This is a genomic window from Acinetobacter sp. V2, from assembly GCF_001188385.1.
Lineage (GTDB): Bacteria > Pseudomonadota > Gammaproteobacteria > Pseudomonadales > Moraxellaceae > Acinetobacter > Acinetobacter oleivorans.
In genome coordinates this window covers 314,927-337,368 of the sequence record NZ_JZFB01000004.1, presented here as the reverse complement: position 1 = coordinate 337,368, position 22,442 = coordinate 314,927, and the positions used below count along the sequence as shown (strand labels likewise).

The window sequence follows — 22,442 nt, the reverse complement described above, 5'->3', positions numbered from 1 at the left end:
CCTGTCTGGTCGATATAACGACATGGACCACCACGGAATGGAGGGAAACCTACACCCATAATCATTGCCATGTCTGCTTCAGCAGCAGTTGCAACGATGTTGTCTTCTAAGCAACGAACTGTTTCGTTACAGAAAGCAAGCATCATGCGGTCAATGATTTCTTGGTTATCAAACTCGCGTTTTTCACCCGTTACGAAAGGAGCAATGATTTCATACGCTGTTGGATCAACAGTTTTTGCTTTCTTGCCTTTCTTATCGAGTTCGTATTTGTAGAAACCAACGTCATTCTTTTGACCAAGACGTTTAGCTTCGTACATTGCTTGGATTGAACCTTTGTAGTCTGGTTTCATACGGTCTGGGAAACCTTCAGCCATGACTTCTGCACCATGAACACCCGTGTCGATACCAACAACGTCGATGAGGTAAGCAGGACCCATTGGCCAACCAAACTTAGACATTACATTGTCAACTTGCTGGAAGTCTGCGCCGTCTTTTACAAGAAGGTCAAACGCACCAAAGTAAGGGAACAATACACGGTTAACCAAGAACCCTGGGCAGTCATTTACAACGATTGGTGTTTTACCCATTTTTTGAGCAAGAACTACAGTAGTTGCAATCGCTTCTTCAGAAGTCTTTTCACCACGAATGACTTCTACAAGCGGCATCATGTGAACTGGGTTGAAGAAGTGCATACCTACAAAGTTTTCAGGACGTTGTAAAGCTTTCGCTAAACGAGTAATTGAAATTGTAGACGTGTTAGACGCAATAATCGTGTTTTCACGAACATGCTTTTCAGTGTCTGCAAGAACGATTTCTTTAACTTTTGGATTTTCTGTAACCGCTTCGATCACGATGTCGACTTCTTTAAACTCATCGTAGCTTAAAGTAGGGCGGATACGTGCAAGGGTTTCACCCATTTGTGCAGGTTTCATTTTCTTACGTTCAACTTGTTTAGTTAACAAGCCGTTCGCTTCTGACATACCTAATGCAAGTTGTGGGTTACCAATATCTTTCATGATAATTGGAGTGCCTTTGCTTGCCGCTTGGTAAGCAATACCACCACCCATGATACCAGCGCCAAGTACAGCTGCTTGGTTTACTGGGTGCGCACCTTTTTCATGTTTTTTAGCAGTTTTCTTAACAACTTGGTCATTGAGGAATAAACCAATCAATGCACCAGCTTGTGGAGTAATCGCCGCTTTAGCAAAACCTTCAGCTTCTGCTTTTAATGCTTCGTCACGCGCAAGGCTTGCACCTGCTTGTAATGAATCAAGTAATAATTTTGGAGCAGGGTATTGAGCAGGATTTGCTTTAGCAAGTACAGCACCTTTTGCTGTGTTGAACGCCATCATCTGTTCAAGTGGGTTCAATTTTACAGCGTCAAGTTTTTCTTGACGTTTAGCTTTCCAGTTCAAACGACCAGAAATTGCTTGCTTAACTAAATCAGTTGCAGCTTCAAGTAATTTATCAGCAGCTACAACCGCATCTACAGCACCATCTTTTAGGGCAGCAGCCGGTTTTTTAGGAGCAGCCATTGCCATCCATTCAACCGCGTTGTCGATACCAATAAGACGGCTTAAACGTACGCTACCGCCAAAACCTGGGTAAATACCAAGTTTAATTTCTGGTAAGCCCACTTGTGCAGCTTCTGACATCACACGATAGTCACACACTAAACACATTTCAAAACCGCCGCCTAACGCCATACCGTTAATAGCAACAACTTTTGGAATCTCTAAATCTTCAAAGCTATTGAAGATTTCGTGAACAGGCATAAGCCAGTCAACAATCGCTTTTTCGCCTTGAGCGAAGTTTTCACCAAATTCGGTAATGTCTGCCCCAACAATAAATGTTGATTTGCCCGACGTAACAACTAAGCCTTTAATATCATTATTTGCTTTTACCGCAGCAATAGCAGCTTGGAAATCTTCAATTGTTGCACGGTTAAATTTATTGACCGACTCACCTTGTAAGTCAAAGCGGAATTCTGCAATTCCGTCCGAAAGCATTTGGACGGTAATGGCATTGCCAGCGTGGATCATGCCTGATCTCCTTGGTTTTGGAGGACTTCTAAGTTGATGTTATGAAGCGTGTGCACAGCTTTGGTACACATTTATGCTTCGCTAATCTTACGATAACTATATCTAAAAAAAACCTGACAAGTTGTATCAAGCCGTGACGCAAGGGTCATCAATTTTTTTTAAACAACTTTCTTGAACTATATATATGAAAAATACATTTTTATTTAAAAACTACTTTCTAGCAGGAATCTAATATGAAGTGAAAAAACTAGCAGATAATTGATTACTTTAATTTTTGAACTGGTAATAAAAAATAAGGTTCTTTGTGAATTATTAGACAGAAAGTATTGTCTATTTTTTTATCTTTGGATAAACTTTGTGTTATAAAAATGTTCAATAAAGTATGTATTATGTTAAAAAATAAATTTATGATTTTGGCTATCCTTCCTTTTATGTTGAGTGCATGTGGAGGTGGTGGTTCTAGTGATAATAATTCAGCGAATAACAATCAAAGTGGTACTTCACAAGATTCTATTGCGAATGGTACCCGTTATTATTTTATGGATTACTATTCTGATGGAAAAACAGATGAGTTAGATAAGGCTTATTTTGAAATATTTAATAAAAAATCAACAGATGGCTCTTCTAATCAAGCTTTAGGTGAGTATTTGTTAACAGAGAAAAAACTCTATTTCCCTATTGATAAAGCAATCAATGTCATGAATTTTAATTCAATGACAGATTGGAGATTTGACGTCATTGGAGATGTCAAAGAGGATTGGAAATTTCAAAAAGTTGATCTGTCTGATAAGAATATGTTTGATACAGTTTTACCTGGTTATCGAGCGCTAGGTTTTCCAGTGAGCGATGATAGTACGACTAATGGGCGTATATTTCTTAATACTTACGGACAGAGTAAATTCCCTCAAGGAAGTAGTTGTTATCGTTTCATTTCAAAAAAATCTAATCAAGAAACCTTCACATTTAATGTTGATCAAAATCACGAAATTGATCAAAGTTTTGAAGATTTTGATGCTGAAAACGCTCAGTATTTGAATTATTTGAATCAAACGACCCCATTTGGTTTTACTTATAAGGCAGTTAAGGGGACATGGCAAAATGTTCCATGGACAACGATTTATGATACTAGTCTAGGTTTTGCTGTGGGTGGTGGTGTTGCGGTGCAATATCAAGGTAAAACATATGCAGCAGATTACACGAGTAACATTGGCTGGACAGCTGATCAAGAGATTAAGCATTGGGAAATATTCTTAAAAAATACCGATGATCCTAAAAACATTCGTCTTGCTCAATTAAAAATTGCACAATTGAAATCTGGTTGTTATGTCTACAATGAAACTGCTGCAAAAGCACTTGATTCTCTGACTGCATTAAATTGGCAAGCATATTAAAAAAACTAATTTAAAAGCTGAGTTTAAGAAATCTCAAAAATGAATATTTTTGAGATTTCTATTTATTAAAAATTATACTTGCTGATCTATGTCTGAATTTTTTTTTAGAGTTTGTTATTATTCCTGCCAATTTCAAATTTCTTCGAAGTATCTTTAAAGGTACTTAAATGAGAGTAACTATATGATTAAGTGGATCATATTAGCGATTTTTATCATTTCAGCGTTGTATATTCAGCATCGTGGGAAAGTAAAGCATTCGTTTTATCGTCAGTTTTTTGACCATTCAACCTTGCTCGCACCGATTAACTTTTTAATGTACATCTTTTCAAAGGTGCCGAATCAACCTTATATCGACACCCAGCATTTTAAAGATTTAAAAGTGTTGGATGAAAATTGGGAAATGATTCGTGATGAAGCGAAAGCTTTATATGACCAAGGTGGGATCAAAGCTTCAAGTACATATAACGACTTAGGTTTTAACTCATTCTTTAAAACGGGTTGGAAGCGTTTTTACTTAAAATGGTACGAATCGAGCCATCCGTCTGCTGCTGAGCTCTGCCCTAAAACCACAGCACTTCTTAAAACATTACCGACAATTAAAGCCGCAATGTTTACAGAGCTTGCACCTGACAGTCGTTTGGTAAGACACCGTGACCCATATGCAGGTTCACTGCGTTATCACTTGGGCTTAATTACGCCAAATGATGATCGTTGTTTTATTGATGTTGATGGTGAAAGATACTCTTGGCGAGATGGTCAAAGTGTCGTGTTTGATGAAACTTATATTCACTATGCTGAAAATAAGACGGATCAAAACCGTATTATTTTCTTTGCAGATGTTGAACGACCAATGAAAGTGAAATGGATGGAACGTTTCAATCATTGGTTTGGTCGTAAAGTGATGACTGCTGCAAGTTCTCCGAATGAAACAGGTGACCAAACAGGTGGCTTAAATAAAGCTTTTGGTTATGTTTACCAAATTCGCATTAAAGCCAAGGCATTAAAAGCTAAAAACCGTAAGTTGTATTACTTCTTAAAATGGTTCTTGATGCTTGGAATTTTCTTCCTGATTTTTGTTCGACCATATATATTTTAATTAAAGCGCCCGAAAGGGCGTTTTTATTTTAAATAATGATATTCATCATGCATCATTTATTGCGTATTGAATGATCTTAAATACAAGCTCTTGATTATTTAAAGAGTCATCTAGGTCTTCTATTAACTCTTTGATAATAAATACTTCAAGAAAATAGCTGTAGCACTTATCTTTGATAATAACCTCCATCTTTTCATCATTTGATAGAGCTATTGCTTTGGATGTAATACCCCAAGGTTGTTCAGCATAGATGATGTGCTCATCAGAAATATGTTCAATATTTAATATCATTTCTTGTAGGGATAGGGGATGTTTCAATGGGATCTAACCTGTTATTTGAATTACCACAAAACTTTTATAAAGGTTCGTGATGTTAATAATTAAATTTTAATATTGAAGACTTTTAGATTAATTTAGCATAGAAAATTTTAGTTCTCTTTTTTTAAATAAAAAAGACTATGAAATAATTTGGGGAAAAGATGATAGCAGTGAGTTATCCTATCTAATTATATAGTTTTAGTTGGTCTTATATTAAGTTTTATAGAATAATTTTAATAAAACTAAAGTACATCTCATCTGAATTATTTAATATTTGCATTGCCAAAAAAAGCAAATCATTGATAATACGGATTACATTATATTAATAATTTAGGAACATAATGAAAAAGTTAATACTTTCATGTTTATGTGCATTTGGACTTTCGGCATGTAATGATTCTGATAATCAGGAACAGGATACGTCAACAACATCAACGCAGACTTTAGTGGGTTTTTCTGCGAGTCAAATCGCTGGAAATCCAATGCTTGAGAAGAAAAACTATAAGATTCAGGATAATAAAATTTATATAAGCTATCCTGATAATCATCCATTAGGTTATGAACTTAGCCAACATTATTTCACTGATCAGGGAGTGACCTTAGATCCGATTAAAACAACTGATGGCACATGGTATTTGTTAGGTTCTCAAGTCCAGTTTTCTGATACAGCTTTAAACTATCAACCTGCCAACTTAGTGAAGGGCGATAATTTATTTCTAAATCAAGATTTAGTTAAAATTGATATTTCAGGTCAACCCGTGACTAAATATTTAGGCCAGTGGATTTATGAATCATTGCCACTTAGTCAGCAGGGCTTTTTTGAAGATTATTACAAGGCATTATTAGAAGAAGATTCAGTGAAGTTTCCGAAAGGTTCCACCTGTTGGATGATTAATAAAACTTACAGTAATAAAGATTATATTGGGTTCTCTAGTGACGGTACTGCACCTTTATATACAGAATCAAATGCTACTGCGCCTGTAATGGGAACATGGCAAGGTATTAACTGGTCGCGCGATGAGTTATTATTAGCAATGAAATTTACAATAAACGATACCGAATATTCTGGACAGTACCATCATAAGTCTGGTGTTGATGAATATGTTCCACCTTATGCAGGTAAATATTGTGACTTTGTCACTGAAAATGCTGCGGATACTATGCTTAAGGCTTGGAAAGGTGAATCTTTAACCCAGTAATGATAGATAAATAAGTATTTTTATTACGCCCGAAAGGGCGTTTTTTTATGCTCACCAGTACTTAATAGATTTTGTGACTCATTTCACAGTGCTGGCAATTTGTTACAACTATTAAAAGCCAAAGACCAATTTTGATTCTACAATGGCGCGGTTTTTTCGAAGACTGGTTAGCGGAAGTAGGTTTTAAAATGGCTCATGCTCATCACGCAGTTCATGCACATGTTCATCATATCGAAGAGAGAAAAGAAGAAAGCTCTCAGGATGATTTAAAAATGAAAGTGATGTTAAGACAAACAGCTTGGACGACTGAAAAACATAAAAAAACTGATGTGAAAAGTCATCAATCTGAAGATCAAAATATTAATTTGCATAAGTTCTCAAGTAAGCTTGAAAGTATGTCTGCCAACCATAGTAAAGAGAAATGCGCCAAGAATATTCGCATTGCTTTACAAGCAGCAGGCGCAGATGTGTCTAAGCATCCGGTAGCAGCTTCAGACTGGGGACATACGCTTGAGAAGAACGGTTATAAGAAAATTAAACCTGCTTTTAATCGTCCTCAAGAAGGCGATATTTATATTATTGAGCGGACAAGTGGCCACACATATGGTCATATTGCGGGATATACAGGGAATGGCTGGTTCTCAGATTTTCGTCAAAAAACCTATGCGGTCTATAAAGAAAAAGATGTGAAATATAGCTACTATCGCCTAGATTCTTAAGCGAGTACGACATAGTCTGTCGGGGCATATCCAAATCTGTTTCCAAATTTGGCTTGTGGCACAGTAAAGCACTTGAAAACTCAGGTTGAAAACATCACATTAGGTATTCAGTATTAAGCCATGTCTGCCGATAGTGAATCAAAACGCTCGTCCCCATATTGAAAAAATTTTAGCCCACATGACCCAACTTCCAGGTGTTTATAAAATGCTAGGGAAAGAGGGCGAATTGTTATATGTTGGCAAAGCGAAAAATCTAAAGAATCGGGTATCGAGTTATTTTGTTAAAACAATTGAGCATCCTAAAACTCAGGCCTTAGTTGCCAGAATTTATGATATTGAAACTTTAGTCACTCGTTCAGAAACTGAAGCATTACTCCTTGAGCAAAATTTAATTAAACAACATCGTCCGCCTTATAACATCATGCTGCGGGACGATAAGTCATATGTCTATATTTTTGTGTCGGCAGATAAGCCCTATCCTCGACTTGCTAGTGGTCGCGGCAAAGGGAAGCACCAAATTGGTAAGTTCTTTGGACCTTATCCAAGTGCCTATAGTGCCCGTGATACTTTACTCGTTCTACAAAAGCTTTTTAATGTACGTCAGTGTGAAAATAGCTACTTTGCGCAGCGCAAGCGCCCGTGTTTGCAATATCAGATCAAACGTTGTTCTGCACCTTGTGTAGGGCTGATTTCACCCGAAGATTATAAAGAAGACATTAATAATAGTATTCGCTTTTTGCAAGGTGATACGAAAGAGCTGAATCAAGAGCTCATTGCCAAAATGGAACAAGCAGCAGCAGAACTTGAATTTGAAAAAGCTGTTTTTTATCGTGATCGACTATCTTTGCTTCGTGAAGTTCAAGCGCAACAAGCTGTGTTTAAAGTCAAAGGTGAGGCGGATATTCTGGCGATTGCTTATCAGGCTGGCGTGACGTGTGTGCAGATTATGTATGTACGCAATGGGCGAATGCTAGGTGGAAAAAGCTATTTCCCTGATATGCTTGGTGATGATCTTGGGCAAATGCTGAGTGACTTTATGGCAAACTTTTACTTTCAAGTTGCAGATGAAGTACCCAATGAATTGATTGTGAACATTGCATTGCCTGACCGTAAAGAATTAGAAGAAGCATTGGCACAGCAGTTTGGCAAAAAGGTTCAGATTAAGAGTAATGTTCGAGAAACTCGTGCCGAATGGCTAGAGTTAGCTGAAATGAATGTTCAACATGCAATTAAGGGGCAGTTGAGTAACCATTTAGAACTTAATGAACGTTTCCATCAGTTAGAGCAAGTGATTGGAAGGCCTGTCGATCGTATCGAATGTTTTGATATTAGCCATACCATGGGCGAAGCTCCAATTGCGTCGTGTGTGGTGTTTGACCAAGGTGGTGCTCGTAAGCGTGACTATCGCCAATTTGCCATTCAAGATATTACCGCAGGCGATGACTATGCCGCTATGCGTCAAGCCTTAACACGCCGTTATAAAAAAGCCATATTGCCTGATTTGCTGTTGATTGATGGTGGTAAAGGTCAGCTTCATATGGCGATGGAAGTTATGCAAGAGCTTGGGCTCGATGCTTTTATGGTAGGGGTATCGAAAGGTGAAGGGCGTAAACCGGGTCTTGAAACCCTACATTTTACAGATGGCACGAAAATCCAGTTACCAGAAGATCATAAAGCATTGCACTTGATTCAACAGGTACGTGATGAAGCCCATCGCTTCGCAATTACTAAACACCGAGCTAAACGTGATAAACGCCGTAGCACTTCAGTTTTAGAAGCGATTCCGGGATTGGGTCCAAAGCGCCGTCGAGATTTATTAACTCATTTTGGTGGGATTCAAGGTGTTTTAAAAGCCTCTGAAAAAGAGCTCACGCTTGTGCCCGGTTTTGGTGAAATGATGGCCAGAACGATTTATAAAATTCTGCATGAGTAAGAATCGTTTAAAATGCGGAGTGACAAAATAACTCGCCAATTACTAAAGGATTGACCATTCACATTCCAATCAAAATGATGAAAGATCGTCCCTAATAACACTTTTGTTTTAGGGAAAGGAATGTCTTTGCTGCAATTGTTTGAAGAAATAAAACAAAAGGAATGGATTGAAATACCCGAAGGGTGGTTGCAGGGACGAACAGTGTTTGGCGGTCTTGTTGCGGGATTGCTGATGCAAAAAGCATCCGCCAATATTCAAGATCCAAATAAAAGATTATTAAGTTGTAGTGTTACTTTTGTGGGGCCTGTACAGCAGGGGCCTGCTCAATTGACTGTTGAAATTTTAAGGGAAGGGAAATCGGTCACTACACTTGAAACCCGTTTATGGCAAGATGGCGCGGTACAAACCATTTTGGTTGCAAGCTTCGGTGTGCCTCGTACGTCGAATATTGAAGTACGGCAAGAACCTATGGTGCCAGTTTATGCACCCCCCGAAGATTTACAACCGATTTCTTTTGCTAGACAAATGCCAGAATGCTATCAACATTTTGATGTATGCTGGGCAGAAGGTCATTATCCTGTTACAGGAAGTCAGTATGCTGACTTTGGAGGATGGTCAAGGTTCTCTCCAGAGAGGCATGAAAATCGTCAAATGACATTGCCAGATTTAATTGTTTTGATGGATATTTGGCCACCTGGTGTATTGCCGATGTTTAAACAAGTTGCTCCTGCAAGTTCTTTAACTTGGCACATTACCTATGTCCATCCATTTCCATATCAATTATGTGACTGGTTTAAATATAAAGTGGTGACTGAATATGCTGGTGAAGGTTATTCCACGGAATATGCCCATCTTTGGGACCAAAATGATCATTTAATTGCAATTTTACGGCAAACTGTTACGGTATTTACCTAAGCAGTCCACTTCCTCGATTCGTATATTTCGTATAAAGTGGCTGTTACAGATAGATACAATATTGAAGAATGTATTTTTGTCTGTTACAAGATGCATGAAGACTAAATTGGCGGTGTTTATGACCACAGGGCGAATCCTGAATATCCCAAATATCCTAACGTTGGCGCGTATCGCGCTTATTCCTGTATTTTTGGTGATTGCGTATTGGCCGCCTGCAATGGGTATTGGTGAGCAAGCAGGAAATATGAGTCGTCATATTATCTTGACGGCTATTTTTGTGTTGGCTGCTATTACCGATTGGTTTGATGGCTATTTGGCACGAACTTTAAACCAGACTTCAGCATTTGGCCGTTTTTTAGATCCAGTTGCAGATAAGCTCATGGTGGCGGCAGCACTTATTGTTTTGGTGCAGTGGAATCCAACCATTTCAATGGCTTTTGCGGCAATTGTCATTATTTCACGGGAAATTACAGTTTCTGCTTTACGTGAGTGGATGGCAGAACTTGGCGCAAGAACGAGTGTAGCTGTATCGACAGTAGGCAAATATAAAACAGCTTTTCAGATGATTGCCATTAGTGTGTTCTTACTCAATTGGCAGCCTTTAGAAATGTTGGCTTATGCGTTGTTATATACAGCGGTGATTTTAACTTTATGGTCAATGTTTATTTACCTTAAAGCAGCTTGGCCATATTTAAAGCAACCTTAAGCTCAGATTGAATGATTAAGCCTTTCTATAATGAAAGGCTTTTTTATTTTCAAAGTGCAAGAATCGGGTCGTCATGGGGCTTTAGCTACTTTAATGTAAGATATAAGTGCTAAGGAGGTGACACATGCAAATGCTTTCTTCTCGGCAATTTGCTGTAATTGCCAATGTAATTGAATATTTATATGAACATTTAGATCAGCAACCGAGTCTGGACGATGTTGCGAGCCATATGAATTTAAGTTCAGGTTATATCCAACGTCAGTTTCAGGAATGGGTGGGGATTAGCCCGAAAAAATTTGTCCAATATATGAGTTTGCAGCAGGCTAAATATTATTTGCTGCAAAAGCGAAGCTTATTAGAAACTGCTTTAAACACAGGTTTGTCGGGTACTGGTCGTTTACATGATCTGTTTATTCAGCTCGAAGGGATGACACCTGGTGAGTATAAACAGCAAGGCGAAGGCGTTATTCTTAATTATTCGGTTGAGACAAGCCCCTTCGGTGAGTTGTTGGTGGTAAGTAGTGAAAAGGGCATATGTTCTATACGATTTATCGAAACTCACGACAATATTGAAGATTTAATTAAGCAGTATTTTCCAAAAGCTCAATTGAAAAATCAGTCACCGATTTGGCATCAACAAGTTGCAGAGTGGTTCGAACAAGACTTTTCAGAACACTTACAGCAGAAACTTCCTCTTAATTTGGCTGGAACACCATTCCAGCTGCAAGTCTGGGAAGCGTTATTGACTATTCCAGAAGGTCAATTACGAACCTATCAAGATATTGCTGAGCAAATTGGTAAACCTAAAGCAGTCAGAGCCGTTGCTACAGCAATTGGACAAAATCCGATTGCATATTTGATCCCCTGTCATCGAGTGATCCGCGCAACGGGAATGGTCGGAGAATATCATTGGAAAAAGGGGCGTAAATTGGCATTGTTAGCTTGGGAGATGTCAAAGCAACATGGAGAGACCGTATGACCTTGGATTTATTTTCTCCAGAGCCTTGTGAGAATTTATTACTCTACGATGGTGAAGTTCAGGACTATGGTTGTATTTTAAGCCCTGAAGAAGCTGAACAATATTTTCATTATCTTTACCAGCACCTCGCGTGGAAACATGACGAGGCTAAGTTGTATGGCAAGCACTTTATTACAGCTCGAAAAGTTGCATGGTATGGAGATGATTACTATCAATATAAATATTCAGGTGTCGCACGTGATTCTTTGCCATGGGACAAAGCACTAGCCAAACTAAAACAACAGGTAGAGCAAATACTTTCAGAGAAATTTAATTCTTGCTTAGCAAATCTCTATGAAGATGGAACTCAAGGTATGGCTTGGCACAGTGATTCGGATGTGTCTTTGGCAAAAACCACAACAATCGCTTCTTTAAGCTTTGGTGCTACCCGCAAATTTTCTTTTAGACATATTCAAAGTAAAGAGAAAGTTGAATTGTGGCTCCAACCAGGTCAACTCATTGTGATGCGTGGGGAGACGCAACAATATTGGCAACACCGTTTAAATCGTTCAACAAAAATTTTACAGCCGCGTATTAATCTTACTTTCCGGCAATTTCAGTTCTTATAAAAATTGGACAAGAAAAAAGCCCATGATGGCAACATGAGCTTATTCCTCTGAGGGGGATGCCTCTATTGATGAGCTGCTGATGAAAAGAATCACCAATAGGAGCTAAAATCATAATATGAGAATATTATGAGATATTCAATATTTTAAAGTGTAAGAAAAGGTTAAATTATCATAAGGTGGGGTTTTAGATTTCACCTTTTTCAGATAGCTCCATAAAACGTTGCTCAATAAGTGCTGCATTTTCTTGTAAAATTTCGATGAGCTTTTCAACATTTAAAAAATCAAAACGATTTTTAGAGGCAACTAAAGTTAAAGCTAAAGGCACTTCTTTGTTCGAAAAACGTACTGGAACGGCAAGCCCAGAAACATTTGGGTCAATCTCACCTTGTGAGAAATAGAAGCCTTGTTTTTTAATTTTTCGCATACGCTGAATAAAGCTCGGTTCATCTTCAGCAAAACCTGATTGTTTTAATTCTTGTTGATAACGATGATAGTAATCTTGCATCCGTTGTTTACTTAAATGCGAAACCATCGTTTTTGGAGATGACCCAACGTAAATCGGTCTTGGGCAGCCTCGACCATACGAGAGTAGTTCAGTGTCTTTAAATATTTCATGATGAATGTCGATGCAATAGTCATCATTTAAATAGGTAAGCAAGCAGCATAGTTCGGTGCGCTCTACAATATTTCGCATAAACGGTGTGCTGATTTGAACTAATGGGTCTGTTGTGCGAGATATATAGTCAAGAACTGCAATTTTTGAGCCTAAGGTATAATCGCCAGATGTCCCATTAATGCGTTTTAATAGATCAGTAGACACTAGTTCTTTGAGGTAACGGTAACTGGTTGGTTTAGACAAGCCAAGTTCTTCGCAAATAATATCGACATTAATGACTGGACGCGAAACTGAAAATAGGTCCAGTACGGTTAAAATTTTGCCAAAACTTGAAATTGCCATAGTGTCTTGTTCGTATCCTTTAACAATGAGTCATCTTTGAGTTTTTATAACAGAAAAAAAGAAAATTTGTCTCAATTCTAAAATAAATGCCTGATTTGAGTATTTTACTCTGACAAAGAGAAAACTTCTCTTGGCTAATACATCATATACGATAATTAAAAAACATATCAAATTATCAAATAGAGATATTTTAGTTGACTAAATTGCTTTATTTTGAAAAAATTGCCAAACAAAATATCTAATCGAGAAATTAGTCGGTTCTAGGCGAATTTCTTGATACCTCTTCTTTCCAAAGTTTGGCCGTTTAAATAGCGCCCAAATTGAAATCATCTGGGCCAATCAGGCAGGATGTGGAAAAATCATTGTATTGAAGGATGCTCCTCATCTCATTTGCTTTTAGGCAAATGGCAAAGTTTTGTTGTCTCTAGAAAGACAATTGAACATTGAAGGGCATGCTCATCAGTTCAAATCTGTATTTGAGATGAGTTCATGTTATTAAAGCAAATACTGGCGTTTCGCCCGAGTAGGCTTGATCTGATCTTTGCAATAAAAACATTTATTGCCGGAATGTTGGCGTTATTTGTTTCATTTGAATTAGATCTGATTAACCCGATGTGGTCGATTGGTACAGTCCTGATTATTGCCAATCCTTATTCAGGGATGGTGTCCTCTAAGTGTGTCTATCGTGTTATAGGAACGATGGGTGGGGCAGTAGTTGCCTTAACGCTAACGCCACATCTCATTAATACACCTTGGTTGTTTACCGTGGTGTTGTCGTTGTGGGTAGGTTTTGCACTTTATGTGTCTTTACTTGACCGGACTCCACGCAGTTATGCTTTTATGCTGGCGGGTTACTCGACAGCCATGATTGTCTTTAATGCGATTACGTATATTGATCAATACAATATTTTTGATATTGCTTTAGCTCGGGTCATTGAGATTTCGATTGGGGTGATTTCAAGTGCTGTGGTTTCTGCCACGATTCTTCCAATGCACATTGGTTCTGCGATTAAGCAGCGCGTCATCAAAACGCTTAAAGATACAGAAAATCTGTTTGCTAATTTATTAACTGCTGATCCTCAGCAGAACAATACTCAACTTTTAGCCACTATTACTCGTGATACCACAGATATTCATGCTTTGGCAGTACATTTGAGTTATGAGAAGGGTGAATTGCATGGCATGACCAAGCCCTTGCAGGAAATGCTTCACCAAATCTCAATGGTCGTTGCGAATCTGGTCGCTTTATCTGAACGTATTAAGCAGCTTCAAGAACTTCGGTTTATCGAAACTCATTCAGAAAAACTGCAACAACTTTCAGCTCATGTTGTTCATTTTCTAGAGCAAAAAGATTTAATTATTGATGAAAATATTTTGCAGTTACCAGATGAGTTTGAAAGTGATTTCTTGAGTTTGATGGAATCGGCTTCCACACATCAGCAAGTTTTGGTCGCAGCTATGAAAATGGATGTACGTCATTTCATTAGCAATGTTTTAGCGGTTAAAGTCTTGTGGCAAAGAATTCAGCAAGGTAATAAAGAAATCCCTGACAACATTACGCCAATGACCACTAAATACCCAAGTTTACACCGTGACCATGGTGTGGCTATTCGAGGTGGCATTAGTGCAGTCCTTATTACATTTATTGTGACTGGGGTCTGGATTATTTCAGGCTGGAAAGCTGGATTTATGATGGCGCAAATGGGCGCAGTAACAGCCTGTATTTTAACGGCCTTAGATAACCCTGTTCCGGTTTTGCGTATTTTTATCTGGGGCAGTATTGCTTCAGCAGTTTTAGTCTTCGTTTATGCATTTGGTATTTTCCCTCATGTCACCACATTCTGGGAACTTGGACTGGTTTTATTACCGATGTTCCTGTTTGCTGTATCTATGATGGCCAACCAAATGCTTATGCCAGTAGGCATGGTCTTGGGTATTAATACCATGATGGGCCTGAATCTACATAATGCTTATAGCATGGATGCGGTGTCTTATCTTGATGGTTCTTTTGCCATGATTTTAGGTGTCTTAGTGTCTTTAGTTGTTATCGACGTTGTTCGTGCAATGTCTCCAGACACGAGTGCCAGCCGTATTCTGGCCTTGCATTATCGTGCCATGAGACAAGCGATCTATTTGCCTTATGGTCTTGATTTTAAAGTTCACCTACGCAGTATGCTGGACCGAATTGGAATTCTTAACAGTAAAGTAGTGCAATCTAATGAGATTAAAACCTCAATTCATCAAGCATTGATTGAGTCGAGTAGTATTGTTGATTTAAGTAGATTACAAGAACTGGCAAATCAGTCTCCCCAAAATTCGGAACTGGCTCATCACATCGGAAATTTGCAACAAAATCTAGATGAACTGTTTAGAGCCAAAGAAAATGACGTAGATAATACGGTGGCTTTGGTTGAGCAAATCCATCACGGTTTATTTGAATTAAAACAGCTTGCTTCAAATATTGAAGATATGACGATGCGACAAAGATTACTCATTTCACTTAACAATATTGCTTATAGCATGTGTCATGTTTCATCAGATCAAATGAATGAGAGCAGTACCTTGAGAGGAGCGACAGCAAATGGGTGAGTTTAATGTTTATGGTATTTACGTGCCTTCTTTGCTCGTTCAAGCCCTCTTAGCATATATATGTTTTCGTGGGTTAAGTCCTTTGACCAACAAGTGGATTGCACAAGGCTGGATTGCATTACCTAGTATTTTCAATTTGTGCTTTTACCTTTTATTGCTTTTGGTAATACATCAAATTTTTGTTGGGGTGGGTGCATAGAGATGATTGCGAAATTAAAGATTGAGTTAGGTGAGTGAAATGAATCAGGTGGATTTGAAAAAGGTCATCCGTCCAGTAATTTTGATTGTCGCATTAATGGTGGCGGTCTATACCATTGTGCATTTGTGGAACTACTATAATGCAGCGCCGTGGACACGCGATGGTCGAGTGCGTGGTGATGTTATTCAAGTATCTTCGGATGTCGCTGGCCTTGTCACAGAAGTATTAGTTCAAGATAACCAGACTGTGAAAAAAGGTCAGGTGCTCTTTAAAATTGATGTTTCTCGTCGAGCTTTAGATGTAGAGCAGGCCAAATCGGATTTAGCAAAAGCAAACGCTGCCTTTGCTCAAGCGCAGGCGGGTTTGGCACAAGCAAAAGCGAACTTGATTAAATCGGCCAGTAATATCAAATTGGCCGAGAAAAATGCTGGTCGTTACTCGAACCTAATGGATGGCGCTATCTCTAAACAAGAACAAGACCAGGTGTTTGCCACACGTGATCAATCCCTTGCAGAGCATGAGCAACTCCAAGCAGCAATTCAGCAGGCGGAAGCAACTGTTAAACAACAACAGGCCCTCATTGAGGTTGCAACGAGCAATTTGCATTTGGCCGAGCTTAATATGCATCGTGCCGCAGTCATTGCTCCAGCTGATGGTACATTATCTAACTTTGATATGCGCCCAGGTAACTATGTTCAAGTTGGACAGGCTGTTGCAGCATTACTTGATCGTAAACAGCTCTATGTAGTGGGCTATTTTGAAGAGACGAAGTTAAATCGTATTCATGTAGGCGATCAGGCTACTGTGCAATTAATGGGTGATAACCAGAAAATTAAAGGTCATGTACAAGGTATTGCATCGGGTATTGAAGATCGTGAGCGCTCAAGCAGTTCTAAGCTTCTTGCTAATGTAAATCCAACTTTTAGTTGGGTTCGTTTAGCACAGCGCGTACCTGTGAAGATTGTATTAGATGAAACACCGAAGAATGAACTTGCTTTTGTTTCTGGACGAACTGCGACTGTACATATCGTTGAAAAATAAAATCGAAATGATTTAATTAAAAAAAGCATGTAGTTTTAATTACATGCTTTTTTGTTTTATGGCGTTAATCCAACTGGATTTCGATACCAACTCTGAATGAGTAGTGCAGCAGCAAAACTATCAGCCGAGAGCTTTTTTGCTCGACCTTGTTCTTGGTAAAAGCCTAGCTCTTCTCTTGCTTCACGTGTAGTTAAGCGCTCATCTACCATCAACGTTTCTATGTTGGTTTGATGACGTAAACGTCTCGCAAATTTGCGGGCACGTGTAGAGAGTTCTGACTCACTATCATCCATATTTAACGGCAGGCCAACCAAAAATAAATTCGGTTGCCATTCTTTCACAATTTTTAAGAGTTGATCCCAATTTGGAATGCCATCTTTCATAACAAATAGAGGGAGAGGGTTGGCACTTTCAATTGAAGACTGACCAATCGCCATTCCCATTTTTTGAGTACCAAAGTCAAAAGCCATAATCGATTTTGATTGTGTTTCGGTCATTAAGCGTGTCCGATTTCAGATGCTAGCCATGCACGATCTACACCAATTTTTTTATAAGCTGCATCCCAACGGTCGTCATAAGGCAGGTTAAAAATCAGATCCATATCGGCATCACAAATGAGCCAGTCACCACGCGTAATTTCGTCTTCTAACTGATTTTTGCTCCAGCTCGCATAGCCTAAAGCGATCTGATATCGACCTACGCCTTCATTATGGGCAATCGCATCAAGAATATCTTTACTGGTGGTAATACAAACATTTTCACCTACAGCAATAGATGAATGCCATGTTGGTTGTCCAGTATGAAGAACAAATCCAGCTTCAGGACGTAATGGCCCACCTTGTAAAACCGCATGTGGATTTACATTGTCTGCTTCAATGTCGAGATCATTGAGTAATTCTTTAATTTGAATACCAGAAGGACGATTAATAATAATGCCTTGAGCACCTTCTTCATCATGACGGGCAAGATAAATTACAGTGTTTGCGAAAAAGTCATCTGCCATTTCTGGCGGGGCAATCAGACAACGGTGAGTCAGATATTGTTTGGTCACCTAAGCGGTTCTCCCTCAAAAAATGTCACTAGAGGGCCTCTCGACCCTTTTATCTATATAGGTTCTTTTTATCAACATACAAGAGTTAATCGGATTTCGCCAATCTTTTTCTCTCATTTTCTTTATTAATTTGAAGAAGCCTGAAATTTAAGTTGGCGTAATTGTTTTGCGTGCTGCAAGGTTGTTTCATTAATTTCAACCCCACCTGACATGCGAGCTAACTCAAAAATGATTTGATTTTCATCAAGTTCTACAATTGTACTGCTGGCTGGGTCAGTTTGTTGTTTTTTAACTAATAAATGCTGATCAGATTGTGCAGCAACTTGTGCTTGGTGAGTAATACATAAGAGCTGGACATGTTGTGCTAAGTCAGCAAGTAAACGTCCTACAACTTCTGCGGTGCCACCACTAATCCCGACATCAATCTCATCAAATACCAAAACTTCAGATTCAGTTTTTTCTGCATTCATGACTTGCATTACGAGAGCAATACGAGAAAGTTCGCCACCTGAGGCTACTCGTGCCAATGGTTGTGGAGGAATACCTTTATTGGCAGTAAATAAAAGTTGAATAAAGCTTAAACCCTCTGCACCTGGTTGCTCTAATGGTTCGAACTTAAACTCGAAGTGTGCCTCTGGTAGGGCTAAAGGTTTCACTTGTTCAGTTAATTGTTTCGCAAGCGGGGCGGCAGCTTCACGACGAATATTGTCTAAATGCTGAGCTTTTTCTAAAAACTCCTCATGCGATTTTTCAACTTGTTCTGCCAATGTTTCTGGATCTTCAAGTTGATGCAATTGCTCAAGCTCACTTTGCCAAGTTTCGTATTCTTCTTTAAGCGTTTCCGGTTGAGTGCGATATTTACGTGCCAGACGATGGAAAACTTCCAATTTGGAATTTAGTTCTTCCATTCGCTCAGGATCAAAACTTTGACGATCTATAAATTGACGCAAGTTTGCCGTTGCATCGTCTATTTCACTTTGAGCATTCAGTAAAGAATTATAGATCTCAGAAAGTTGTTCGCTGCGCCCCGCATGGGACTCTAATCTGCGAATAATCGAAGATATTTCTTGAGTAATGTTCTGCTCAGCTTCATCTAAGACATTTAAGCTAAAGCTACAGTCTTGCATGATATGTTCATGATGGCTAAGTCGATCAAACTCTTGCTCAATTTCTTTATAATCGGTTTGAATGACCTCTTCGAGTTCTTCAATTTGATGCTCTAAAGTACCAATCCGTTGTAGGCGGGTTGCTTGTGCGTCTAGGGCTGCTTGGTGCAAACGGATGGTACGTTGCCATGAGCTATAGGCTTCACGGACATCATTCGCTTCAACGTAAAAATTGTTATAACGATCTAGCCAATGCTTTGGATAAGGCGGTTCAAGCAGCTGCTGCTGGCTGTGCTGACTATAGAGTTGAACCAGCAAACGGCCTAGCTCTTTAAGTTCAGATAGACTGCTCGGGCGCCCATTAACCCATGCCTTACTACGGCCAGTTGCAAAAATAACACGACGTAAATGAATTTCCCCAGAATCATCATCTAGCTCGTGGTCTTGGAGCCATTTTGCCTCAGGGCTATTATTCTGATAGGTGAAAACCGCGGTAATATCCGCTTTGTCCGAACCATAACGGACATAATTTGTATCTGTACGTTCCCCGAGGCAGGCAGAGAGTGCATCCAGTAATAATGATTTTCCGGCACCTGTTTCGCCTGTTAGAACATTAAATCCCTGTTCTATATCAATAGCTAAATGATCAGCTAATGCAAAATTAATTAAAGTTAAATGTGTGAGCATAAACGCATCCAACGCGCCAAATTATGGGTTAAAGATAGAGAAGTTTTGAATTTGCTACAAGTGATCTATTATTCTAACTGAAATTATAGAACAGCAAGATTGCGGATATTTACAATGAAAAAAACATTCAGCTTACCGAAACCACCAATAGGGATGGTCAATCGTCATAAAAAAAACAATCCTGCAGAAATGAATAAAATTTTAAATCAACATTTTAATGCATTTAAACAAGCAGCTGCACAAGGTGATTATGCCAAAGCTTATCAACATGTTAAACAAGCTGTTAGCTTAGTTCCTAAGCATCCAGGAGCTTTATCTGACTTGGCTTATACTGAATTGCGCTTAGGGCGTTATAACGAGGCCTATCAACATTATTTACAAGCGATTCAGGTGAGTGGAACTAACGTAAATACAAACTTATATGATGGACTCGCAGAGGTTTGTCATCATTTAAATAAAAAAGAAGAAACGATCAAATTTGGACGCTTAGCAATTACAACAAAAAAAGAGCTAGCGAAGAGCGAACCTGTTTTATCGATTCCAGATCATGCACCACCAACATTTAGTGCAAACCCTGAAGAAAATATTATTGCCTTCTCATTATTTGGCGCAAATCCTCGCTATTGTGAAACCTCTATTTTAAATACTCAGCTAGCCAAACAGATTTATCCAGAATGGACGTGTCGATTTTATGTTGATGATAGTGTGCCAGTACTGGTGCAACAGCGGTTAAAAGAAAAGGGCGCGCAAGTCATCCAAGTTACAGATTCTCAAAAACAACTATCTGGACTGTTTTGGCGCTTTTTTGTGATGGATGATCCTACAATTAAGCGCTTTTTAATACGTGATGCTGACTCAATTGTGTCGTACCGCGAAAAGGCTGCTGTAGATGCATGGCTCAAGAGTGATAAATGGTTTCATTTAATGCGCGATAATTATTCTCATACTGAGTTAATTTTGGCTGGAATGTGGGGCGGGTGTACAGGGATTTTTCATAATATTGAAGCACATATCAGAGATTATGTTGCCACCGGACGTTATCTGGATAATCGGGTGATGGATCAGCATTATTTGCGCTACTGTATTTGGCCGACTTTAAAACAAAGTGTGCTTATACACGATAGTCAGCAATTCGATTCAGATGCTATCGATTTTCCAGCTTATGATCTGGCGTTAATGCAAAGCGACAGTGAAAATTTTCATGTAGGAATGAATGACGGTTCACCGGTAATTGCTACAGCAGTTGTCCATCCAACGGCGCAAAAAGTGTGTTGGATACTCCTAGATGAAAATCAGGTCGAAGTTTGCAGATACGATGCAATTGTGTCGAATAGTCGAAATATTGAGATTAACTTACCTTATGCTTTTGCCAAAAAAATTCAGGCACAGCAGTGGAAATTACAAGTCTATCCGTATGAAAACTGATTGATTAGTTATTTAGGCACAATTAAACTACATTCATCATAATTTATATAAATACGGCATTATCTGGAGAATCTGCATGAGTTCAACCCAATTTGATCATGTAACGGTCATCAAAAAATCAAACGTTTATTTTGGTGGAGCATGTATCAGCCATACCGTGCAATTTGAAGATGGAACTAAAAAAACATTAGGTGTTATTTTGCCGACTGAGCAAGCTTTAACTTTTGAAACGCATGTTCCTGAGCGTATGGAAATTATTTCAGGCGAATGTCGCGTAACAATTGCAGACAGCACTGAAAGTGAATTGTTCCGTGCAGGCCAATCATTTTATGTACCGGGCAACAGTCTTTTTAAAATCGAAACTGACGAAGTACTCGATTATGTATGCCATTTAGAAGGCTAAGAAATTCCTGTTCAAATCGGGTACACTATGCCCAAAGAAATCCTGTGAAGTTGGCTTTGCAGGATTTTTATTTTTTTGCTCAAACGTTGTTAGAGGTCATGCATGGCAAAACAGGAATATTATTATGGCGTTCATTCAGTGGAGTCATTGTTAGAACTTGAGCCGGAGCGTGTGCTAACCCTGTTTACTTTAAAAGGACGGGATGATCAGCGTTTGCAAAAGATTTTGCAATTGGCAGAGCCTTTTGGAATCAGTGTACAAAAAGCAAGCCGTGATAGTCTTGAGAAACTTGCAGGTCTACCATTTCATCAAGGTGTAGTTGCCGCAGTGCGTCCACATCCTGTCTTGAATGAGCAAGATCTTGATCAAATTTTAAGAGAAACTCCCGATGCTTTGTTGTTGGCATTGGATCAGGTGACAGACCCGCATAACTTAGGGGCTTGCATCCGTACCGCTGCTGCGATGGGCGTGCAAGCTGTTATTGTGCCTCGTGATCGTTCGGCTAGTTTGACGCCAACTGCTCGTAAGGTTGCAGCGGGTGGAGCCGAGAAAGTTAAATTTATTCAAGTCACAAATTTAGCTCGTACATTGGCTCATCTTAAAGAAACAACTCATGTACGCGTAATTGGCACTATGCTTGATGAAAGTGCATTGCCACTTCAAAAATGTGATTTTTCTGGCGCAGTTGTGATTGTAATGGGAGCTGAAGACACTGGTTTGCGTCCTATTACACAGGCGCAGTGTGATCATAAAGTTTATATTCCGATGTCAGGTAATCTACAAAGTCTAAATGTCAGCGTAGCGACAGGTATGGCACTTTATGAGGCTTGCCGTCAGCGTTCTGAGGTATAATCTCGCTGCCTTTCTAGTTTTTAAGTCATCTTGATATGTCTCCCCGTAAGCAAGGTTATTTCTTTGTATTGGTGACCATGTGCATTTGGGGCGGGTTTACGCTTTTTGCCCGTTTAAATGCACAGTGGCATATCAGTGCTTGGGACATTGCCGCACTGCGTTTCGCTATAGCCTTCCTAATTTTAATGCCCATTTTAATCTATAAAAAAGATCTCGCTTTTTTAT

At 39.0% G+C, this 22,442-nt stretch carries 22 protein-coding genes and 1 pseudogene; 17 read left to right on the top strand and 6 right to left on the bottom strand.

Annotated features, from left to right (window positions below):
* Nucleotides 1-2,042 (bottom strand): fatty acid oxidation complex subunit alpha FadB (gene fadB / locus UC75_RS14505; RefSeq protein ID WP_228137400.1); only part of this gene is annotated, 2,042 nt, incomplete at its 3' end.
* Between the two features lie 389 nt (nucleotides 2,043-2,431).
* Here fadB and UC75_RS14500 point away from each other — a divergent pair.
* The gene (locus UC75_RS14500) at nucleotides 2,432-3,433 is read left to right on the top strand and encodes a hypothetical protein (protein WP_171249507.1); all 1,002 of its coding nucleotides are present in this window, start codon (nucleotides 2,432-2,434) and stop codon (nucleotides 3,431-3,433) included.
* Between the two features lie 181 nt (nucleotides 3,434-3,614).
* Nucleotides 3,615-4,529 (top strand): lipid A hydroxylase LpxO, encoded by a 915-nt coding sequence (lpxO, locus tag UC75_RS14495; protein ID WP_049837994.1) that lies wholly within the window; start codon nucleotides 3,615-3,617, stop codon nucleotides 4,527-4,529.
* A 45-nt stretch (nucleotides 4,530-4,574) separates the two neighbouring features.
* On the opposite strand, the gene UC75_RS14490 is transcribed toward lpxO, so the two are convergent.
* Nucleotides 4,575-4,847: a hypothetical protein gene (locus UC75_RS14490; protein ID WP_228137393.1), complete on the bottom strand. Its 273-nt coding sequence runs from the start codon at nucleotides 4,845-4,847 to the stop codon at nucleotides 4,575-4,577.
* Nucleotides 4,848-5,188: 341 nt separating this feature from the next.
* Between UC75_RS14490 and UC75_RS14485 the strand changes: the two genes are divergently transcribed.
* The 7 genes from UC75_RS14485 to UC75_RS14455 all read left to right on the top strand — a co-directional run bounded on the left by UC75_RS14485 (nucleotide 5,189) and on the right by UC75_RS14455 (nucleotide 11,906).
* A complete protein-coding gene (locus tag UC75_RS14485; protein WP_049837992.1) occupies nucleotides 5,189-6,046 on the top strand; it encodes a hypothetical protein in 858 nt (285 codons plus the stop codon).
* Nucleotides 6,047-6,234: 188 nt separating this feature from the next.
* Complete coding sequence (locus UC75_RS14480; RefSeq protein WP_049838012.1) at nucleotides 6,235-6,765, top strand: peptidoglycan hydrolase; 531 nt, start codon at nucleotides 6,235-6,237, stop codon at nucleotides 6,763-6,765.
* Nucleotides 6,766-6,898: 133 nt separating this feature from the next.
* Nucleotides 6,899-8,698 carry an excinuclease ABC subunit UvrC gene (gene uvrC, locus UC75_RS14475; protein WP_049837991.1) on the top strand — a complete coding sequence of 600 codons (1,800 nt, stop codon included), beginning with the start codon at nucleotides 6,899-6,901 and terminating at the stop codon, nucleotides 8,696-8,698.
* Nucleotides 8,699-8,818: 120 nt separating this feature from the next.
* A complete protein-coding gene (locus tag UC75_RS14470; RefSeq protein WP_049837990.1) occupies nucleotides 8,819-9,613 on the top strand; it encodes a thioesterase family protein in 795 nt (264 codons plus the stop codon).
* A 118-nt stretch (nucleotides 9,614-9,731) separates the two neighbouring features.
* Nucleotides 9,732-10,319 carry a CDP-diacylglycerol--glycerol-3-phosphate 3-phosphatidyltransferase gene (gene pgsA / locus UC75_RS14465; protein ID WP_004795051.1) on the top strand — a complete coding sequence of 196 codons (588 nt, stop codon included), beginning with the start codon at nucleotides 9,732-9,734 and terminating at the stop codon, nucleotides 10,317-10,319.
* Between the two features lie 124 nt (nucleotides 10,320-10,443).
* The gene (locus tag UC75_RS14460) at nucleotides 10,444-11,298 is read left to right on the top strand and encodes a methylated-DNA--[protein]-cysteine S-methyltransferase (RefSeq protein ID WP_049837989.1); all 855 of its coding nucleotides are present in this window, start codon (nucleotides 10,444-10,446) and stop codon (nucleotides 11,296-11,298) included.
* Nucleotides 11,295-11,906, top strand: coding sequence for an alpha-ketoglutarate-dependent dioxygenase AlkB family protein (locus tag UC75_RS14455; RefSeq protein ID WP_049837988.1), 612 nt, complete (start codon nucleotides 11,295-11,297; stop codon nucleotides 11,904-11,906). The genes UC75_RS14460 and UC75_RS14455 overlap by 4 nt, the downstream gene beginning before the upstream one ends.
* Before the next feature lie 184 nt (nucleotides 11,907-12,090).
* Here the strand turns inward: UC75_RS14455 and UC75_RS14450 are convergent, their stop codons facing one another.
* On the bottom strand, nucleotides 12,091-12,864 hold the full coding sequence (locus tag UC75_RS14450) for an IclR family transcriptional regulator (RefSeq protein ID WP_004795045.1): 774 nt from the start codon (nucleotides 12,862-12,864) through the stop codon (nucleotides 12,091-12,093).
* 367 nt (nucleotides 12,865-13,231) lie between these two features.
* On the opposite strand from UC75_RS14450, the pseudogene UC75_RS18995 reads away from it, so the two are divergent.
* The 4 genes and pseudogenes from UC75_RS18995 (at nucleotide 13,232) to UC75_RS14435 (ending at nucleotide 16,693) form a co-directional block, all read left to right on the top strand.
* Nucleotides 13,232-13,363: pseudogene (locus UC75_RS18995) on the top strand (hypothetical protein).
* The gene (locus UC75_RS14445; RefSeq protein WP_049837987.1) at nucleotides 13,354-15,453 is read left to right on the top strand and encodes an FUSC family protein; all 2,100 of its coding nucleotides are present in this window, start codon (nucleotides 13,354-13,356) and stop codon (nucleotides 15,451-15,453) included. Before UC75_RS18995 ends, UC75_RS14445 begins: the two are co-directional and overlap by 10 nt.
* Nucleotides 15,446-15,652: a DUF1656 domain-containing protein gene (locus tag UC75_RS14440; RefSeq protein WP_004795042.1), complete on the top strand. Its 207-nt coding sequence runs from the start codon at nucleotides 15,446-15,448 to the stop codon at nucleotides 15,650-15,652. Before UC75_RS14445 ends, UC75_RS14440 begins: the two co-directional genes overlap by 8 nt.
* Before the next feature lie 39 nt (nucleotides 15,653-15,691).
* Nucleotides 15,692-16,693, top strand: coding sequence for an HlyD family secretion protein (locus UC75_RS14435; RefSeq protein ID WP_004795040.1), 1,002 nt, complete (start codon nucleotides 15,692-15,694; stop codon nucleotides 16,691-16,693).
* A gap of 56 nt (nucleotides 16,694-16,749) precedes the next feature.
* Here UC75_RS14435 and ruvX read toward each other — a convergent pair whose 3' ends face one another.
* From ruvX to recN, 3 genes are all read right to left on the bottom strand, one after another.
* Nucleotides 16,750-17,190, bottom strand: coding sequence for a Holliday junction resolvase RuvX (gene ruvX, locus UC75_RS14430; RefSeq protein ID WP_004795038.1), 441 nt, complete (start codon nucleotides 17,188-17,190; stop codon nucleotides 16,750-16,752).
* A complete protein-coding gene (locus UC75_RS14425; protein ID WP_003654562.1) occupies nucleotides 17,190-17,744 on the bottom strand; it encodes a YqgE/AlgH family protein in 555 nt (184 codons plus the stop codon). The genes ruvX and UC75_RS14425 overlap by 1 nt, the downstream gene beginning before the upstream one ends.
* A 125-nt stretch (nucleotides 17,745-17,869) precedes the next feature.
* Nucleotides 17,870-19,537: a DNA repair protein RecN gene (recN, locus tag UC75_RS14420; RefSeq protein WP_049837986.1), complete on the bottom strand. Its 1,668-nt coding sequence runs from the start codon at nucleotides 19,535-19,537 to the stop codon at nucleotides 17,870-17,872.
* A gap of 114 nt (nucleotides 19,538-19,651) precedes the next feature.
* Here recN and UC75_RS14415 point away from each other — a divergent pair, with 114 nt between their 5' ends.
* The 4 genes from UC75_RS14415 to UC75_RS21855 form a co-directional block, all read left to right on the top strand.
* The gene (locus UC75_RS14415; RefSeq protein ID WP_049837985.1) at nucleotides 19,652-20,962 is read left to right on the top strand and encodes a tetratricopeptide repeat protein; all 1,311 of its coding nucleotides are present in this window, start codon (nucleotides 19,652-19,654) and stop codon (nucleotides 20,960-20,962) included.
* 76 nt (nucleotides 20,963-21,038) lie between these two features.
* Nucleotides 21,039-21,365: a pyrimidine/purine nucleoside phosphorylase gene (locus UC75_RS14410; RefSeq protein ID WP_004795031.1), complete on the top strand. Its 327-nt coding sequence runs from the start codon at nucleotides 21,039-21,041 to the stop codon at nucleotides 21,363-21,365.
* Nucleotides 21,366-21,467: 102 nt separating this feature from the next.
* Nucleotides 21,468-22,217 carry a 23S rRNA (guanosine(2251)-2'-O)-methyltransferase RlmB gene (rlmB, locus tag UC75_RS14405; RefSeq protein ID WP_004795029.1) on the top strand — a complete coding sequence of 250 codons (750 nt, stop codon included), beginning with the start codon at nucleotides 21,468-21,470 and terminating at the stop codon, nucleotides 22,215-22,217.
* Between the two features lie 35 nt (nucleotides 22,218-22,252).
* On the top strand, nucleotides 22,253-22,442 hold a 190-nt coding region (locus UC75_RS21855), incomplete at its 3' end, for an EamA family transporter (RefSeq protein WP_416202221.1).